The 15,646-nt window shown below is 40.9% G+C and carries 15 protein-coding genes; 2 read left to right on the top strand and 13 right to left on the bottom strand.

All coding sequences use genetic code 11. The features are described 5' to 3' along the window. Positions 1–2 precede the first annotated feature (2 nt). The 5 genes from OCV60_RS02745 to OCV60_RS02725 all read right to left on the bottom strand — a co-directional run bounded on the left by OCV60_RS02745 (position 3) and on the right by OCV60_RS02725 (position 4,395). The gene (locus tag OCV60_RS02745) at positions 3–731 is read right to left on the bottom strand and encodes an isoprenyl transferase (protein WP_118675122.1); all 729 of its coding nucleotides are present in this window, start codon (positions 729–731) and stop codon (positions 3–5) included. Between the two features lie 12 nt (positions 732–743). Beyond that, entirely contained in the window at positions 744–1,289 is a 546-nt protein-coding gene (frr, locus tag OCV60_RS02740; RefSeq protein WP_008401599.1) for a ribosome recycling factor, read from the bottom strand. Between the two features lie 21 nt (positions 1,290–1,310). Further along, a complete protein-coding gene (gene pyrH, locus OCV60_RS02735) occupies positions 1,311–2,006 on the bottom strand; it encodes a UMP kinase (RefSeq protein WP_117785014.1) in 696 nt (231 codons plus the stop codon). A gap of 199 nt (positions 2,007–2,205) precedes the next feature. Continuing rightward, on the bottom strand, positions 2,206–3,423 hold the full coding sequence (locus tag OCV60_RS02730) for an LCP family protein (RefSeq protein ID WP_117784968.1): 1,218 nt from the start codon (positions 3,421–3,423) through the stop codon (positions 2,206–2,208). 162 nt (positions 3,424–3,585) lie between these two features. Then, complete coding sequence (locus tag OCV60_RS02725; protein WP_118675120.1) at positions 3,586–4,395, bottom strand: Cof-type HAD-IIB family hydrolase; 810 nt, start codon at positions 4,393–4,395, stop codon at positions 3,586–3,588. Between the two features lie 179 nt (positions 4,396–4,574). Between OCV60_RS02725 and OCV60_RS02720 the strand changes: the two genes are divergently transcribed. Next, entirely contained in the window at positions 4,575–4,988 is a 414-nt protein-coding gene (locus tag OCV60_RS02720) for a 23S rRNA (pseudouridine(1915)-N(3))-methyltransferase RlmH (protein WP_117784970.1), read from the top strand. Here the strand turns inward: OCV60_RS02720 and OCV60_RS02715 are convergent. Both OCV60_RS02715 and OCV60_RS02710 read right to left on the bottom strand, forming a co-directional pair. Next, a complete protein-coding gene (locus OCV60_RS02715) occupies positions 4,972–5,427 on the bottom strand; it encodes a 23S rRNA (pseudouridine(1915)-N(3))-methyltransferase RlmH (protein WP_117784971.1) in 456 nt (151 codons plus the stop codon). The genes OCV60_RS02720 and OCV60_RS02715 overlap by 17 nt on opposite strands. A 16-nt stretch (positions 5,428–5,443) precedes the next feature. After that, on the bottom strand, positions 5,444–6,892 hold the full coding sequence (locus OCV60_RS02710) for an SLC5/6 family protein (protein ID WP_262529245.1): 1,449 nt from the start codon (positions 6,890–6,892) through the stop codon (positions 5,444–5,446). A 283-nt stretch (positions 6,893–7,175) separates the two neighbouring features. Here OCV60_RS02710 and OCV60_RS02705 point away from each other — a divergent pair, with 283 nt between their 5' ends. Next, positions 7,176–9,167 (top strand): Na/Pi cotransporter family protein, encoded by a 1,992-nt coding sequence (locus OCV60_RS02705; RefSeq protein ID WP_330659681.1) that lies wholly within the window; start codon positions 7,176–7,178, stop codon positions 9,165–9,167. Between the two features lie 166 nt (positions 9,168–9,333). Here the strand turns inward: OCV60_RS02705 and OCV60_RS02700 are convergent, their stop codons facing one another. From OCV60_RS02700 to rlmN, 6 genes are read right to left on the bottom strand one after another with little or no spacing between them, the layout of a single operon-like run. Continuing rightward, positions 9,334–9,981 carry a thiamine diphosphokinase gene (locus OCV60_RS02700; protein WP_117784974.1) on the bottom strand — a complete coding sequence of 216 codons (648 nt, stop codon included), beginning with the start codon at positions 9,979–9,981 and terminating at the stop codon, positions 9,334–9,336. A gap of 58 nt (positions 9,982–10,039) precedes the next feature. Continuing rightward, positions 10,040–10,699: a ribulose-phosphate 3-epimerase gene (rpe, locus tag OCV60_RS02695; RefSeq protein WP_117784975.1), complete on the bottom strand. Its 660-nt coding sequence runs from the start codon at positions 10,697–10,699 to the stop codon at positions 10,040–10,042. Further along, complete coding sequence (rsgA, locus tag OCV60_RS02690) at positions 10,699–11,577, bottom strand: ribosome small subunit-dependent GTPase A (protein ID WP_021943244.1); 879 nt, start codon at positions 11,575–11,577, stop codon at positions 10,699–10,701. The genes rpe and rsgA overlap by 1 nt, the downstream gene beginning before the upstream one ends. Before the next feature lie 8 nt (positions 11,578–11,585). After that, a complete protein-coding gene (gene pknB / locus OCV60_RS02685) occupies positions 11,586–13,811 on the bottom strand; it encodes a Stk1 family PASTA domain-containing Ser/Thr kinase (RefSeq protein ID WP_118483790.1) in 2,226 nt (741 codons plus the stop codon). 14 nt (positions 13,812–13,825) lie between these two features. Beyond that, positions 13,826–14,548 carry a Stp1/IreP family PP2C-type Ser/Thr phosphatase gene (locus OCV60_RS02680; RefSeq protein WP_021943242.1) on the bottom strand — a complete coding sequence of 241 codons (723 nt, stop codon included), beginning with the start codon at positions 14,546–14,548 and terminating at the stop codon, positions 13,826–13,828. A gap of 14 nt (positions 14,549–14,562) precedes the next feature. Then, entirely contained in the window at positions 14,563–15,627 is a 1,065-nt protein-coding gene (gene rlmN, locus OCV60_RS02675) for a dual-specificity RNA methyltransferase RlmN (RefSeq protein WP_021943241.1), read from the bottom strand. Positions 15,628–15,646 lie beyond the last annotated feature (19 nt).

The following is a 15,646-nucleotide window of genomic DNA, read 5'->3' as shown; positions in this document are numbered from 1 at the left end:
CTTTATTTTACCCCGCCATACCGACGGTCTCTATGACTGTAATACCGGCATGCATTGACCAGCTCGTCCATATCAAAGTCCGGCCATAACACATCCGTAAAATAAAATTCCGAATATGCGATCTGCCATGGAAGAAAATTCGATGTCCGAAGCTCTCCGCTGGTACGAATCAACAGATCCGGATCCGTCAGTTCCTTTGTATCGAGGTAGGAACTGACTGTATCCTCTGTAACCGCATCCGGTGATAGCTTTCCAGCCATACAGTCGGATGCAATCTGTCTGACCGCTCTTGTAATCTCATCCCGTCCGCCATAGTTAATCGCTACAGAAAACTGAAGTCCTGTATTATTTGCTGTAGCTTTCTCCAGATTATCCATCTTCTCCACGATATCCTCCGGAAGGTCCTCGCGCTTACCGATGATCCTTACGCGCATGTTATTCCGATTGGATCGCTCGATGCTGTCAACCAGATACTTGCGGAAAATATTCATGATCGTAGATACTTCCTCTACTGAACGTTTCCAGTTCTCGGTAGAAAATGCGTATACAGTCAGGTATTTAATACCAAGTTCATCTGCATTCTCGCATGTTCGCTCGATTGCCTTTGCGCCCTCTGAATGTCCATAGGTTCTTGGCATCAGTCGTTTCTTCGCCCATCTTCCGTTTCCATCCATGATGATCGCAACATGCTCAGGAATATTGATCATTTCTCCATTTATTTCTTTATTCATAATTACTCCAAATTAAACAGTTAAGATCTCTGTTGATTTCTTCTCAATAGCCTTATCAATCAGACCAACATACTTGTCTGTCATCTTCTGGATCTTATCCTCGTTTGTCTTTAATTCATCCTCTGAGATATCTCCGGCTTTCTCCATCTTCTTGATTGCATCGTTTGCATCTCTTCTGACATTACGGATAGCAACTTTTGCATTCTCACCTTTTTTCTTAATATCCTTAACGATCTCTTTTCTTCTTTCCTCTGTCAGTTCAGGGAAATTCAGGATGATGTTCTTACCGTCATTGTTTGGTGTCAGCCCAAGATCTGAATTCAGGATCGCCTTCTCGATCGCCTTTACCAGTGATGGCTCCCATGGTGCAATCATCAGCGTTCTTGCTTCCGGTACAGTGATATTTGCAAGCTGCTGCATCGGTGTCGGTACACCATAATATTCTACCTTGATCTTATTTAAAATGTTAGGGTTGGCACGTCCTGCACGGATCGTAGCATATTCCCCTTCCAGGTTTTCAACTGTCTTCGTCATTTTCTCTTCGTACTGTGTCAACATATCTTTGTTCCTCCTGTTTATTTATACGTTCACATATGTTCCTGTAAAGCCACCGGTAACGGCCTTTACAATACTGTCTTCACCATTTAAGCCGAATAACATCATCGGCATTTTGTTTTCCATTGCAAGAACTGCAGATGCAAGATCGATAACTCCAAGCTTATTATCAACAATGTCTTTCATCTGCATGCTGTCATATTTCTTTGCATTTGGATTTGTCTTAGGGTCACTGTCATATACGCCGTCAATTGCTTTTGCAGATAAGACTACATCTGCCTTTACTTCAACCGCCATAAGAACAGTTGCCATATCTGTTGAGAAATACGGATGTCCGATTCCTCCGGCAAAGAAAACAACTTCTCCCTGCTCCATATATTCTACAGCTTTATCACGGTTGAACAGCTCTGTCATTGTTCCACATGCAAATGGTGTCATGATATGTGATTTGATTCCAAATACACGAAAAGCATCTGCGGTATAGATACAGTTCATAACAGTTGCAAGCATGCCGATTGAATCTGCTTTTACACGATCCATATTTTCTGAGGTTCTGCCACGCCAGAAATTACCACCACCGATTACTACACAAAGCTGGATTCCTTTATCCAGGATCTTCTTCACCTGTCCGGCAACATCATATACAGTCTTTTCATCAAAGCCATGCTTTTTTTCTCCGGCAAGTGCTTCTCCACTAAGTTTCAATAACACTCTGTTCATTTCCATAATTGTAACCTCTTATGTTTTCTCAAAATTTTTCTATCCTAGTATAGCACAATATAACTATATTTCAAACAGGAAGTTGGAAAGATTTTATTCAAATTATCGTAGCTCCGGATCTGTTCTCCATAACAAAAAGAACACCACAAAATCTGACTGGTTTCATGATGTTCTTTCGTTTCTGATATGTTTCTATATACTATTTATTAACGATTGAATCCGGATCATCTTCTACTGTAAACGTATCCAGATCGATCTGGTTATAATATCCTGTATCGTTGATAATATTTGCACTGATATTTTTAACTGTCTGGGATGGAACATAATCATAATCGTTAAACAGATATCTGTGAAGAACAACTACATTGTTCTCCAGATCTCCTGCTACAACCAGACTTCCCTTACTTCCAAGTGTTGGTGTTGACCATGTAAATGGAAAACCGGTTGAGGATTCCAGTTTGTAATTGAAGCAGTTCGTTGCAAGATCCATAATCTCTTTCTTTGTAAGGCTGGAGCTGATATCATCTACAACTACATTCAGACAGTCATTTAACTTGGAGATTCCGGCACTCTTTGCCTTTTCGATCATAAGGCTGATAACCTTTCTCTGTCTCCATGCTCTGGTGATATCACCCTGGTCTGTACTTCGGATTCTTGCATATGCGGTAGCCTGAACACCATCGAGATGTACAACACCTGTATCATATACATACGTAGACGGGATGCCATTGACTCTCTGCTGTTCATCGATACACTGATTCAGCTTGTCAAGCTCGCTGGACTTCAATTCGATATCAAGACCGCCAAGTGCATCGATTGCTTCTGTCAATGCCTTGAAGTTTACAGTTACATAAGCTGTAATATTCAGGTCAAGGTTCTTGTTCAATGTATTGATCGCCTCTGAAGCTCCGCCATAAGCATAAGCATGTGTGGCCTTCTCATAGCTCTTGGAATCATTTGCAAGCTCCAAATATGTGTCACGATATACAGAAGACATCTTAACCTCCTGTGTATCATTGTTAATGCTTACAATGATGATTGCATCGGATCGTGCTCCGCTTTCTACCATATCAATATCACGGCTATCTACACCGAATAATGCGATCGTTGTATAACCGGTCATCTTCTTTACGGTTTCTTCTGCAAGGTCATCATTCACCTTAACGTCTTTTAACTCTTCAAAATTCATTTTATTAAATGCTGAATTGATATAAGCATTTACAAAAAGGACACCTCCAAGAATGATCACCAGTATTTCTGCTATAAGTGCAATGATCCATGGTTTGTTTTTACTCTTTTTCTTCTTTTTTCCGGAAGATCTGCGCTCAGCAGATTTTTTCTGTGCCCGCTTTGCTGCTGTATCTTCCATATCATCATAATCGTCGAAATCTTCATCGCTAAAAATATTATCGCTCATTATTCATTCTCCTATACGTTTGTGTATATGTTTCATCTCAACAGAACTATTTTTCGTACAAAATGTCAATTTTTCACGAACAAACAAGGTGTATTCTACTACAAATAATATTCAAATTCAACCTGTTCATAAAAATATAACATTTACGCCGGACTGTCTTCTTTATTCGCCCAGGATAAATTTGTCAATAACCGGAACCAGACCATCTTCGTCATTTGAGAGTGTTACATAATCTGCATGTTCCTTTACGATCTCCTGTGCATTTGCCATCGCCACACCGACACCCGCATATTCGATCATCGTCAGATCGTTATATCCATCTCCGCAGGCAACCAGATTCTTTACATCCATGTGCAGATATTCCAGAAGCTTTTCAAGGGATGTTGCCTTATGCACACCCTTTGGCATGATCTCAACAAAGAAAGGCTCGGAACGGAAAACAGTAACCGAATCTCCATACAGGGCTACCAGCTCCTGCTCCACCTGTTCTGCAACATCCGGTTCTGCTGTCAGCAGGCACTTATTGATCGGGAAGTCAATAAAGGAACGAAAATCCTCCACCTGTACGATCTCCATACGATTGATCCTTGCCTCAAGACTCATATAATCATCAACCGGGGTTCCTGTTACAACGACGTCATCCTTATAAGTCACCATCCCAATCTTTTTCTCAACACAGTAATCATATATTTTTCTTGCGATCTCATTATCTACACATGCCTGATATGCGATCTCACCTGTTTTGTAATTCACGATACGTCCGCCATTGAATGCCAGCACATATCCACCATACTGATTCAGTTCCAGTTCATCCGCAATCTTCCGGATTCCAGGCAGCGGCCGTCCGGATGCAATTGCCACAACATGTCCTTTTTTCTGGATCTCCATGATCTTATCCAGTGTAGGCTTTGTGATCTCTTTTTTCGAATTAGTCAATGTACCATCAATATCAAGTGCTATTATCTTCTTCATCTTGTTATCTCCACGTTTATCTTCAATTTGTAATGATCAAGTTGATAATATATAGTAGTTTCACCTCTTTGTCCAGTAGTTTACCCGAAAAAATGCGATTCTATTGTAATTGACGGTGCGATTGTATTATAATAATCAATCATAAATGCATCTTTTTTATTAAATTTCGGAGTTTTGGCATGAATTATACGATCTATATAAAAGAAAAAAATCTGGCACCAAATATAAAAGCGGCTGTTCATGAATATATCAAGCGGCTGTCACCTTTCTGTAAAGCTACAGTCTGCTGTGCAGGCAAAAAAAAAGCTGCCTTTGCAGGCAGCGATATCAATATCCTGATCACCCCTGACCAGACAGGCAAGCACACGATCTCTTCCGAAGCCTTTGCCCGAATGATCTCTGACTATGCCCTGGGCGGATATTCAAAAATCAGTTATTTTATTGGATTTTCTCCGGATGATCTGCCGATTTTATCCGATCAGATCTTTTCTGTTTCCAGTATGACATTATCTAACGAGATCTGCCTGATTGCCTTTACGGAACAGCTCTATCGTGCCTATACCATCAATAACAACATTACTTATCACAAATAATACGGATCTGGTCAAGCAACATGACACGCATCAACTGATGCGGGAATGTCATATCCGAAAAACTCATTTTCACATCTGCACGTCTGATAAGTTCGTTTGAAGTTCCCAGAGAACCACCGATCAGAAAGGATACTGCTTCATATTCCCGCTCTTCTGCCTGACGTATGATTGCCGCAAATTGTTCGGTTGTATATTTTTTACCTTCTATGCAAAGAGCGATCACAAAATCATTTTTGCCGATACTTGCAAGACTGTTTCTGCTTTCTGTTTCAATGATCTTCTGCTTTACAGCATCGGATGCATTCTTCGGTATTTTCTCATCCTCACTCTGAATGATCTCTACCCGGTTCTTTTTGTTGATCTGTTTACAGAGTTCCTGTATCTGACTGCTATAATATTCTTCTTTTATCTTTCCAACACATATGATCTTGAACAGCATCATGCATCTCCATTTTCTATCTCTGATCCAGCTTTATCTGGTCAAACAATTTCTTTTCCGCTTCATTTTTCTTATGCGTAAACATACTGACAATGATCGTTACCGCCAAAGCAAATACAAAGGACGCAGTTCCCGCACTCAGTTCTGTTGATACCGCCAGTGTATTTCCTTCTATCATCGGTACAAAATACCAGACAGAACAAACCGCAAGCCCTGTAAACAGTCCTGCAAAAATTCCCGGTCTGCTTGCTGCTCGCCAGACAACTGCCAATATACATGGAGCTGCCATTGCAGATGCATACTCCCATGAAACCGTGATCAGTTTCTGATACTCCGGCTTCCATATACCGACGATCACCAGTAATGCGCCTGAAAGAATAACCAGCAGGCCTATATCTGCCACATTCTGCTGTTTTTCATTCCTGATCCATTTCATTTTTGGCAGAAGTCCCCGAGCTACTTCCATACTCATTGCAAATATACGCTCGGTCAGACACAACAGCGTAATAACCAAAACTCCAAGTATAACATATCGGATCTCTGTCGGAACTTCCAGCTTATGACATAAGGCTGCAATATAAGTCCGGAGCAGTTCGTCAATTCCAGAATCAAGCGTCACCTTTAACGGATAGATACATACTGCATTTAACAATGACCAGACACTGATCACAACAATCATCACGCCTGTATACAGGATTGACAACACCCGTCCACGATCCAGCTCATGACTGTCCTTTGCTTCAAATGCTCCATTAAATAAAAATGGAAGTCCAAGACAGCCAAGTCCCATACCGACCATGGATATAATATATGTAACACCGGTCTGTGTGCCGTTATAATACAGAATATTCAGATATACACTAGTTCCGCCCTTCATATGCAGCTTTCCATAAATATCGAGAAGCTCCGATGGTTTATTTACCATAAACAAACTGATGACCAGCACAAAGAATACAAACAGCAATATTATATAGAAGATACTCCTTATTACACTTCTTACTTTATTTCCGAGTATACACATATAAATGCTTAAGCTCACCACGATTCCTACGGCAACCCAGTGATATTCCATGCCAACCGTCTTGCTGATCACCTTACTCCCATATTCCAGCAATGCTGCAGTCATAGACAGAAGGATCAGCAGCCATACAACAAGAAAGCTGTCCTTTAATATAACCGACCGGTATCTGTCATATAAAAATTCCCACATACTTCCGATTGTCTTCTGGGGAAGATCCCGATAAGAACGGAGCCGCTTTACCAGAAACAACCAGGCAAATGTTGTACCGACAAACAGACCAATATTGATAACACACACACCGGCTCCATATACTCCGATCACCGGCGGCAGCAGGACCAATGACCAGAGCAGCATCTCTGCCATTGAATTATTTCCAGCCAGCAGTGCCCCGTTTAATGTATTTTGATCATTCTGAAATAAATATTTTCTTTTGCTTCTGCTCATATCAAAGACTCCTTCAAACCCACCCGGGTTCCGATCATTTTTTACTGCTTTATGTTCTCACTATCCGCTTCTTCGTGTCAAGTCTCTTTTTATATAATTTTTCTATATTTCTTTTTTATTTCTATTATATTATTACAAATTTGTAAGCATCCTAATAAAAAATATAGAACAAGAATACTATCTATGTTATAATATCCAAGCATGTAAATTTTATTTTACATGGTCATTACATGATTTTAACATTTATTCAGAAGGTAATTTTTATTCACAGGAGGATATGGAAGTGGACTTTTTTTCAATACTGACTTTACTTGGAGGCGTAGGACTGTTCCTGTTTGGAATGAACATGATGGGCGATTCCCTGAAGAATCTGGCAGGAGGAAGTCTGGAACGGATACTTGAAAAACTGACGACCGGTAAGAGTCAGGCAACCGGCGCGATTAAGGGCTTTGGTCTTGGTACCGGTGTAACAGCGATCATTCAGAGTTCTGCAGCAACTACGATCATGCTGATCGGTTTTGTAAATGCCGGTATCATGAAGCTTGGTCAGGCGATCCCTGTTGTATTTGGTGCCAATGTCGGTAGTACCGCAACCGCACAGATTTTACGTCTTGGTGATCTTGGCGAAGATATGTTTATTCTTAAATTATTAAAACCTTCTTCTTTTGCACCCGTTCTGATCGGTATTGGTGCTTTTATCATTCTGTTTGCCCATAAGAAAAAACATAAAGATATCGCCGGTATCTTAGTCGGTCTTGGTATCTTATTCCTTGGTATGAATACAATGGAAGCTGTGTTCGCTCCTTTAAAAGAATCTGAAGCATTCCAGAATCTGTTCATTTCTTTCAGTAATCCACTCCTTGGTATCCTGATTGGTCTTGTCTTAACAGCGATCATCCAGAGCTCCTCTGCTTCAGTCGGTATCCTTCAGGCATTATCCTCAACAGGAGTTGTTTCCTATGGTTCTTCAATTCCTATTATTATCGGTATTAATATAGGAAAATGTTTCGCCATCCTGCTCGGCAGTATCGGTGCAAACAAAAAGGCAAAACGTGTTGCCATGTCCTATCTGTTATTTAATATTATCGGTGCGATTTTCTTCGTTGTTGTGATCTATGGCCTTCAGTTGTTTATCACCTTCCCATTCATAGATAAGATCATCAACCGTGGTGTAATTGCAAACCTACATTTTATGTTTAACTTTATCATTGCGATCCTGCTGCTTCCATTCGCAAATAAGATCGCAGATCTGACCGGTAAGATCATCGGCGACGATAAAGAATCCAAAATTGACAAAGAGCTTGCATCTCTCGATCCAATGCTTCTTGATACACCAAACATTGCTCTTACCCAGGCGCAGAAGGTAATGTTCTCCATGACAGACTCCATCAAGGAAAACTTCGAACTCGGAAGTCAGTTATTATCGGAATATAATGAAGAAACTGCTGGAAAACTTCTTGAAAATGAGATGTTCATTGATAAATGTGAAAGTGCGTTAAACGAATATCTGTTAAAGATTACCTCCAAGCGGCTGCATTCATCCGAACGAAAGCTGGCATCTGAATTATTAAACAGTGTCAGTGACCTGGAACGAATCGGTGACCACTGTGAAAATCTTCTGATCGTCGGCAGAAAGATCACCGATGAAAAAATCTCCTTCTCCACACAGGGAACCATGGAGATCAATACGCTCTTACAGGCTACAGCCAATATCATTGATACAACCTTTATGGCATTCAAAAACGATGATTTAACGGCTGTCTCCCGTATCGAGCCGCTTGCTCAGTCAATCACAGAGGTAAAAGAGATCATCAAAGATCACCATGTTATCCGTTTACAGACCGGAGACTGCGATATCGACGGTGGTTTTGCTCTTGTAGATATCCTGACCAGTCTGGATCGTATCGGAAGTCACTGTTCTAATATCGGACTTCATATTGCAAAGAAATTAACTACAGATTCCTTTGACGAAATGCACGGTCATATCTACACAAATGGATATAAGACCTCCGAAGAATATAAAGCACTCTACTGCTACTACATGTCTCTGTACTCTGATCCGATCACCGAAAAGTATAAGGCGAGCCTGCCAGAGCTGGAACATAAGATCTCGCAATCAGATGCAAATAAATCTTCTGCTCCGAAATCTGTGGATCTGAACACAGCTAAGGCAGATAAAAACGAACAGCAGACAAAAAAAGAGCCTAAATTAAAAGAGATCAAGAAGACAAAGATTGAAAAAGTAAAACAGAAAAAAGACTCTAAGAAAAAATAAAGATTATTCTGATAATAAGCATTATAAAAAGATACTCTGATCACGGGATTACACTGGTCCTTTGCTTTCAGAGTATCTTTTTTATTTCCTTTTATTCTTTAATACTGCATTTTATTATTATTTGATCTTGTATATCGTTTAGACAGATATACATAATGACTCTATCTCAATCACGGCTTTCAATTACAATTAATAATCCGGATTCAAATTCGATTAGACCGCACTCTGCAATCAGCTCATTGCTGACGCCGATGCTTTCTCCAAGCTTCAATGTAAGCCCCTGTGCATTATAATAAAAACCCTGAAGTGTTACACCGGTCACCTGTTCCGTATATGGAAGCAGTGACACATATCTGTATGCATCGGTACGCTTCACGATATGTTGGTGTGCTGTCATCGTGATCCTGTTATGCTCGTCGATCAGATATGCCGATATTCCGAACTCTGCAAACTGCTTTAATAAGCCAATATTGGCAAGAGTATGATCCATACGGGTTCCGGTTGCTCCAACCAGAATTACTTCATCCGGTCTGATCTCCTGCTCCAGTATATAAGAAATCGCAACATGGGTATCTGTAAAATCCTTATGTGTATCCAGATCCAGAAATTCTGTCTTTTCCCGATATGATGCTACAATATCTGTCTTTGCCGAATCAAAATCTCCAATAACCAGATCCGGAAGTATGTCACATTCCTGACAGATTTCAAGTCCTTTATCACATGCTATTATTTTTTGAAAATCATAATCGGAAAGAACCGTTTCAAGCACTTTTTTTGAAACGGTTCCTCCTGTAACAACTAAATATCGATTCATATATCCTGTTACCTGTTCCGGCAGACAGCAGATCTGCTTTCTGCCTTTTTATTACTTTCTATTGTATTTCTGAAAAAATCTTATGGAAGGCTTTTACATTCTCAACCTTATCTCCCTTGAATACTGCAGATCCGGCAACTAATACATTTGCACCTGCCTGAATGATCTCAGCCACATTAGAAAGAGTGACACCGCCGTCTACCTGAATATCTGTCTGAAGTCCACGGCTGTTTAACAGTGCTCTGGTCTCTGTAATCTTCCGAAGGGAAGATGGAATAAACTTCTGCCCTCCAAAGCCCGGATTTACTGACATGATCAGAATCATATCTACATCCTCTAATACATAATCAAGTACCGATAATGGTGTTGCAGGATTTAATGCAACTCCGGCTTTCATTCCCAGCTCTTTTATGGCTGCGATGGTTCTGTGAAGGTGCTTGCAGGCTTCTGCATGTACTGTTACGATATCTGCTCCACAATTCTTATAATCCTGTAAGAAACGCACCGGTTCATCAATCATAAGATGAACATCAAACACCTTATCAGATACCGGACGAACACTCTTGATAACCGGTGCTCCAAATGAAATATTCGGCACAAAGGACCCATCCATAACATCCAGATGAATATATTCACTTCCTGCCTGATCTATGATCTGTATATCTTCTGCCAGATGTCCAAAATCCGCAGACAATACTGATGGGGACAGCTTTAACATTACCATTTCCTCTTTTCCTTTAATTCATTGTATATCATAACATAATCATCATACCGCATCTTACTGATTCTGCCATCGCTGACAGCTTTCTTTACCAGGCATCCCGGTTCACTGATGTGATTACACATGTTAAATTTACAGGTTCCTGTATATGCTGCAATCTCAGGAAAATACAGCTTCAGATCTTCTGCTTCGATTCCTTCTGTATATAACGAACTGAAACCCGGTGTATCCATAATATAAGTATCATCATCTACAAACATCAGCTCTGAATGTCTCGTTGTATGTTTTCCACGCTGGATCTTTTCACTTAAACCTCCCGTCTGCACATTGGCATCCGGAAATAATGAATTCAGTGTCGATGACTTGCCTACACCTGAAGGTCCTGCAAATACCGTTGTTTTCCCTTTTATAACTGCTTCTAACACATCAATCCCATAGCCGCTTTCGGCACTGATAAACAATACCTCATAGCCACTCTTTGTATAAGATCTGCATATATCTTCACTCTGACGAAAGCCCTCCAGATCCACTTTATTAAAGCAGATCACTGTAGGAACCTCATGCTGCTCCATATTGATCAGAAAGCGGTCAAGCAGATTGAAGTTAGGTGCTGGTGCAGACACTGCAAAAATAATTACAGTCTGATCTACGTTTGCAACTGCAGGTCTGTTTAACCAGTTAAATCTGGGCAATATATCTTCAATATTGCCCAGATTCTTCTCTTCATCTAATATCTCTATCTCAACATTATCGCCTACCAAAGGTTTAATCTTCCGATTCCGGAAGACACCCTTTGCTTTACATTCATATGTGATGCCGTTTTCACAGACAACATAGTAGAAACCACCAATGCCTTTTATGATCTTACCTGTCATACCTGCACCTATTCCTTTGTAAAGGATGCTGATAAACCACTGGTGTTAAAGCTTGATGTTACATCCTGTCCTTCTGAATCTGTGATCATAACCGTAAATGTACCGGAATCCTCTGATAAACCGCTGATGGAATCTGCTCCGCCGATATCCAGTGGGAAGGACTCCTCTCCGGCTGCTCCGGAATATATCTTATAAGTTGCATCTCCGATCGTATAAGATACGGTCACTGATACATTACCTGCTGCCTCAAAATCATATCCTGCATTTGTGATAGCACCTGTAAATTTAACTGTATAGGAAACTGTTTCCGGTCCGTCACTGATCACATAATTGATCGTTGAACCTTCTTCTACCTTACTGTCTGCATCAATTTCCTGGCTGATCACCTTTCCTGCTTTTACATCATTACTGTTTGCATGGCTTGGATTTCCAACCAGTCCTGCATCACTCAGCAGAGATTCTGCTTCCTTCTCTGTCTTACCTACCAGATTTGGCACCGGTACATCCTGTACCTCTTTACCATTGCTGACAATGATCTTAACAGTAGAACCCTCCGGCTGCATTGTCTTTGCTTCCGGCGACTGACTGATTACATAATTTTTCTCTACTGTATCGTCATATTCATAACCATGGGTAACCGTAAAGCCTGCTTCTGTAAGCAAGGTTGTTGCCTGGTCATCGGAATATCCTCTGACATTCGGAACTTCTTTATCTTCCTTGCCTTCTGAAACCGTTACAACAATCTCCTCATCTGCTGAGACCGCCGTTCCTTCGTCTACGCTCTGACTGATTACATAGCCCTCCTGAACGTCATTGTCCTTCTTTGTTTCAAATGTATAGTTTGTGAATCCTGCTTTTTTCAGTTCTTCTTCTGCTGCTGTTTTATACAGACCTACTACATTGACCATTGGAATCGTTGCCTGTTCACTTGTAGTAACATCATCTGTACTGGCATCACTGTTCTCATCTGTATCGTCAGTACTTTCTGTTGCTTCCGTAGTCGTCGGTGTATCTGTCGTATCCTTCTTTCCGGAGAATAGCTTGAAACCGGCAATCTTAGAAATCAATAATGCAACAAGGATTGCAATGATAACTACAACTGCAATACTTGATATCATAATGATCTTTTTCAGTTTTGGATCCAGCTCATCCAGTTCTGCATCGTCATCATCTTCCGGCTGTCTGAGTTCTTCCTCGTTATCCTCCTCATCGTCGTCATCATCAAACAGATTATCAAATTTGGAAGGTGGTATGATCGGTGTGTCTTCCGGATGCTCTTCCGGTTCCAGATCTTCCTCATCCAACACCGGCTCATTCATCTGCCTTCCTTCTTTGATTGCTTTCATTTCATCCGAGGTCATTTCAACCGTTGGCGAACTTGGCACGATTGGAGGCACAACAACACAGTCAATATCCGGATTTGCCTGCACGCGCTTCAGATCTGCGATCAAAGCACTTGCTGTCAGATATCTGCGCTCTGCCTTCTTCTGTGTACATTTCAAAATAATCTTTTCCAGACTCGTCGGTATGTCCGGATAATATTCTCTAGGGGAGATCATCTCACCCTGTATATGCATCAATGCAACCGCAACATTATTCTCTCCCTCAAATGGCACATGTCCGGTTACCATTTCATACATAGTGATACCAAGCGAATAAATATCACTTCTTTCATCACTGAAGCCGCCTCTTGCCTGCTCCGGGGAAATATAATGAACACTTCCCATGGCATTTGCTGTCATAGTGTTGGAAGAAGCTGCTCTTGCAATACCAAAATCTGTAACCTTGATTCCGCCATTTTTTGACACAATAATATTCTGTGGCTTTATATCTCTGTGGATCGTATGATTCTGATGGGCTACTTCCAGTCCCTGTGCGATCTGGATCGCAATATTAATTGCCTCATCTGATTTCAGTCTTCCCTTTTCCTGAATATATTCCTTTAAGGTAATTCCTTCTACCAGTTCCATTACGATATAGTAAATGCCATTGTCCTCCCCGACATCATATACATTTACGATATTCGGATGGGATAATCCGGCTGCTGACTGCGCCTCGATCCTGAATTTTGTTACAAAATTCACATCGGAACTGAATTCCGGCTTTAAAACTTTTATTGCTACATATCGGTTCAGCACATGGCATTTTGCCTTATAAACCTCAGACATTCCGCCCGTACCGATCAATTCTATTATCTCATAACGATTACTGAGTATCATTCCTGGATTTAACATGTTTACACCTCTCACTATTTTACAGCAACCACAACGGAGATATTATCTTTTCCTCCGTAATAGTTCGCTCTGTCAATCAATTTTTCAACCGCTGCTGTAATATCCCCGCTGTCTTCCATCACGATTTCTTTTATCTCATCATCCTCGATCATATTGGTCAAGCCATCTGAACATAACAAAATCCTGTCATTTTCCTTCATATCTAACTCAAAGAAATCGATCATGACCTTATCTGATATTCCCAGTGCTCTGGTTATTATATTTTTTTCGGGGTGATTTCTACCTTTATTTCTGTCTAACTGTCCGGATCGTATCAATTCCTCCACAAGGGAATGATCCAGAGTTACCTGTCTGATATCATTATCTATAAAATACAGCCGGCTGTCCCCGATGTTTGCAACATACAGGGCATCTTCCTCACATACAGCCGCCACAAGGGTCGTTCCCATCCCTTTCAGATCTTCGTTCTCCCTTGCCATTCTGTATATCTTATCATTTGCATAAACAATCGCTCTTTTTAGAACGGATACCGAATTGTTCAACGTGCTTTCTTTTATATATTCTGTTACACATTCAATCGCAGTCCTTGATGCAACATCACCAGCTTTATGACCCCCCATACCGTCTGCTACTATGTACAGATTTGGCAGTGGTCCAACTGGCTCATCACAAAAGAAAATGCTGTCCTGATTCTGGGCTCGTTTCTTACCGATGTCTGTTCTACCATCCGATCTCATCTGATGCCTCCCGTCTAAAAAGTCTCTTTTGCCTCTTCATATTTTCTTCGAAGCTGTCCACAGGCAGCATCAATATCTCTGCCCATACTTCTTCTTATTGTAACATTTATATCTTTCTTTTCAAGTATATATTTGAATTTTTCAACAGAATCACCGAGTGAACGACAATACTCACGCTCTTTGATCGGATTTACCGGAATCAGATTCACATGTCCGTGCATATTTTTTAGAAGCTCCGCCAGCTTATATGCATGCTCCGGTGTATCATTTTCATCCTTCACCAATGAATATTCAAAGGTTACCCTTCTGCCTGTTTTTTCAAAATAATACCTGCATACTTCCATCAGTTCTGCGATCGAATACTTATTTGCAATCGGCAACAGCTTTCTTCTGTCTTCATCGGTCGGACTATGAAGAGACAAAGCAAATGTAATAGAAAGTTCCTCATCTGCCAGTTTTTTTATTTGTGGAACCAGTCCGCAGCTTGAAACCGTAATATTTCTCTGGCTGATATTTTTGCCCCGCTCGTCATTGATGATCCGGATGAAACGAATCAGATTATCATAATTATCCAGAGGCTCTCCGGTTCCCATTACAACAATATTTGACACGCGTTCTCCTGTGATCCGTTCGATCGCATAGATCTGATCAAGCATCTCTGATGCTTCCAGATTCCGAATCAGACCGCCTATTGTAGAGGCGCAGAACCGGCATCCCATACGGCATCCGACCTGAGAAGAAATACAGACGGAGTTTCCATGCTTATACCGCATCAGCACACTTTCCAATACATTTCCATCCTGTAAACGGAATAGAAATTTATTGGTTCCATCCTGTTTCGATACCAGTCTGGTCACCTCTTCTACACCATGCATGCCCTGCTTTTTAATCTCCTCGATCAGTTTCTTTGGAACATTTGTCATTTCTTCCGCATCTGCAATTCCTTTTTCATGCACCCATTCAAATATCTGTTTTGCACGGAATGCCGGCTGTCCGACTGCCTTTACCCAGACTGCCAGTTCATCAAACATCATGGAGCGGATATCCAGTTTTTTTATATCTTCTATCTCTGTAAACATATCTTTCTCTTCCTGAACC

The organism is Coprococcus ammoniilyticus (genome assembly GCF_025567345.1).
GTDB lineage: Bacteria > Bacillota > Clostridia > Lachnospirales > Lachnospiraceae > Coprococcus > Coprococcus ammoniilyticus.
The sequence above is the reverse complement of the archived record's forward strand: the minus strand, read 5'-3'. Positions and strand labels throughout refer to the sequence as shown.

What these genes read in the sequence shown, in the direction of transcription:
- OCV60_RS02720 (WP_117784970.1), top strand. Translation starts at nt 4,575, where the DNA reads ATGAATTATACGATCTATATAAAAGAAAAAAATCTGGCACCAAATATA.
- OCV60_RS02700 (WP_117784974.1), bottom strand. Translation starts at nt 9,981, where the DNA reads ATGAATCGATATTTAGTTGTTACAGGAGGAACCGTTTCAAAAAAAGTG.
- OCV60_RS02680 (WP_021943242.1), bottom strand. Translation starts at nt 14,548, where the DNA reads ATGAGATCGGATGGTAGAACAGACATCGGTAAGAAACGAGCCCAGAAT.
- OCV60_RS02715 (WP_117784971.1), bottom strand. Translation starts at nt 5,427, where the DNA reads ATGCTGTTCAAGATCATATGTGTTGGAAAGATAAAAGAAGAATATTAT.
- rsgA (WP_021943244.1), bottom strand. Translation starts at nt 11,577, where the DNA reads ATGACAGGTAAGATCATAAAAGGCATTGGTGGTTTCTACTATGTTGTC.
- OCV60_RS02745 (WP_118675122.1), bottom strand. Translation starts at nt 731, where the DNA reads ATGAATAAAGAAATAAATGGAGAAATGATCAATATTCCTGAGCATGTT.
- OCV60_RS02725 (WP_118675120.1), bottom strand. Translation starts at nt 4,395, where the DNA reads ATGAAGAAGATAATAGCACTTGATATTGATGGTACATTGACTAATTCG.
- pyrH (WP_117785014.1), bottom strand. Translation starts at nt 2,006, where the DNA reads ATGAACAGAGTGTTATTGAAACTTAGTGGAGAAGCACTTGCCGGAGAA.
- OCV60_RS02710 (WP_262529245.1), bottom strand. Translation starts at nt 6,892, where the DNA reads ATGAGCAGAAGCAAAAGAAAATATTTATTTCAGAATGATCAAAATACA.
- OCV60_RS02730 (WP_117784968.1), bottom strand. Translation starts at nt 3,423, where the DNA reads ATGAGCGATAATATTTTTAGCGATGAAGATTTCGACGATTATGATGAT.
- pknB (WP_118483790.1), bottom strand. Translation starts at nt 13,811, where the DNA reads ATGTTAAATCCAGGAATGATACTCAGTAATCGTTATGAGATAATAGAA.
- rpe (WP_117784975.1), bottom strand. Translation starts at nt 10,699, where the DNA reads ATGTTAAAGCTGTCCCCATCAGTATTGTCTGCGGATTTTGGACATCTG.
- rlmN (WP_021943241.1), bottom strand. Translation starts at nt 15,627, where the DNA reads ATGTTTACAGAGATAGAAGATATAAAAAAACTGGATATCCGCTCCATG.
- frr (WP_008401599.1), bottom strand. Translation starts at nt 1,289, where the DNA reads ATGTTGACACAGTACGAAGAGAAAATGACGAAGACAGTTGAAAACCTG.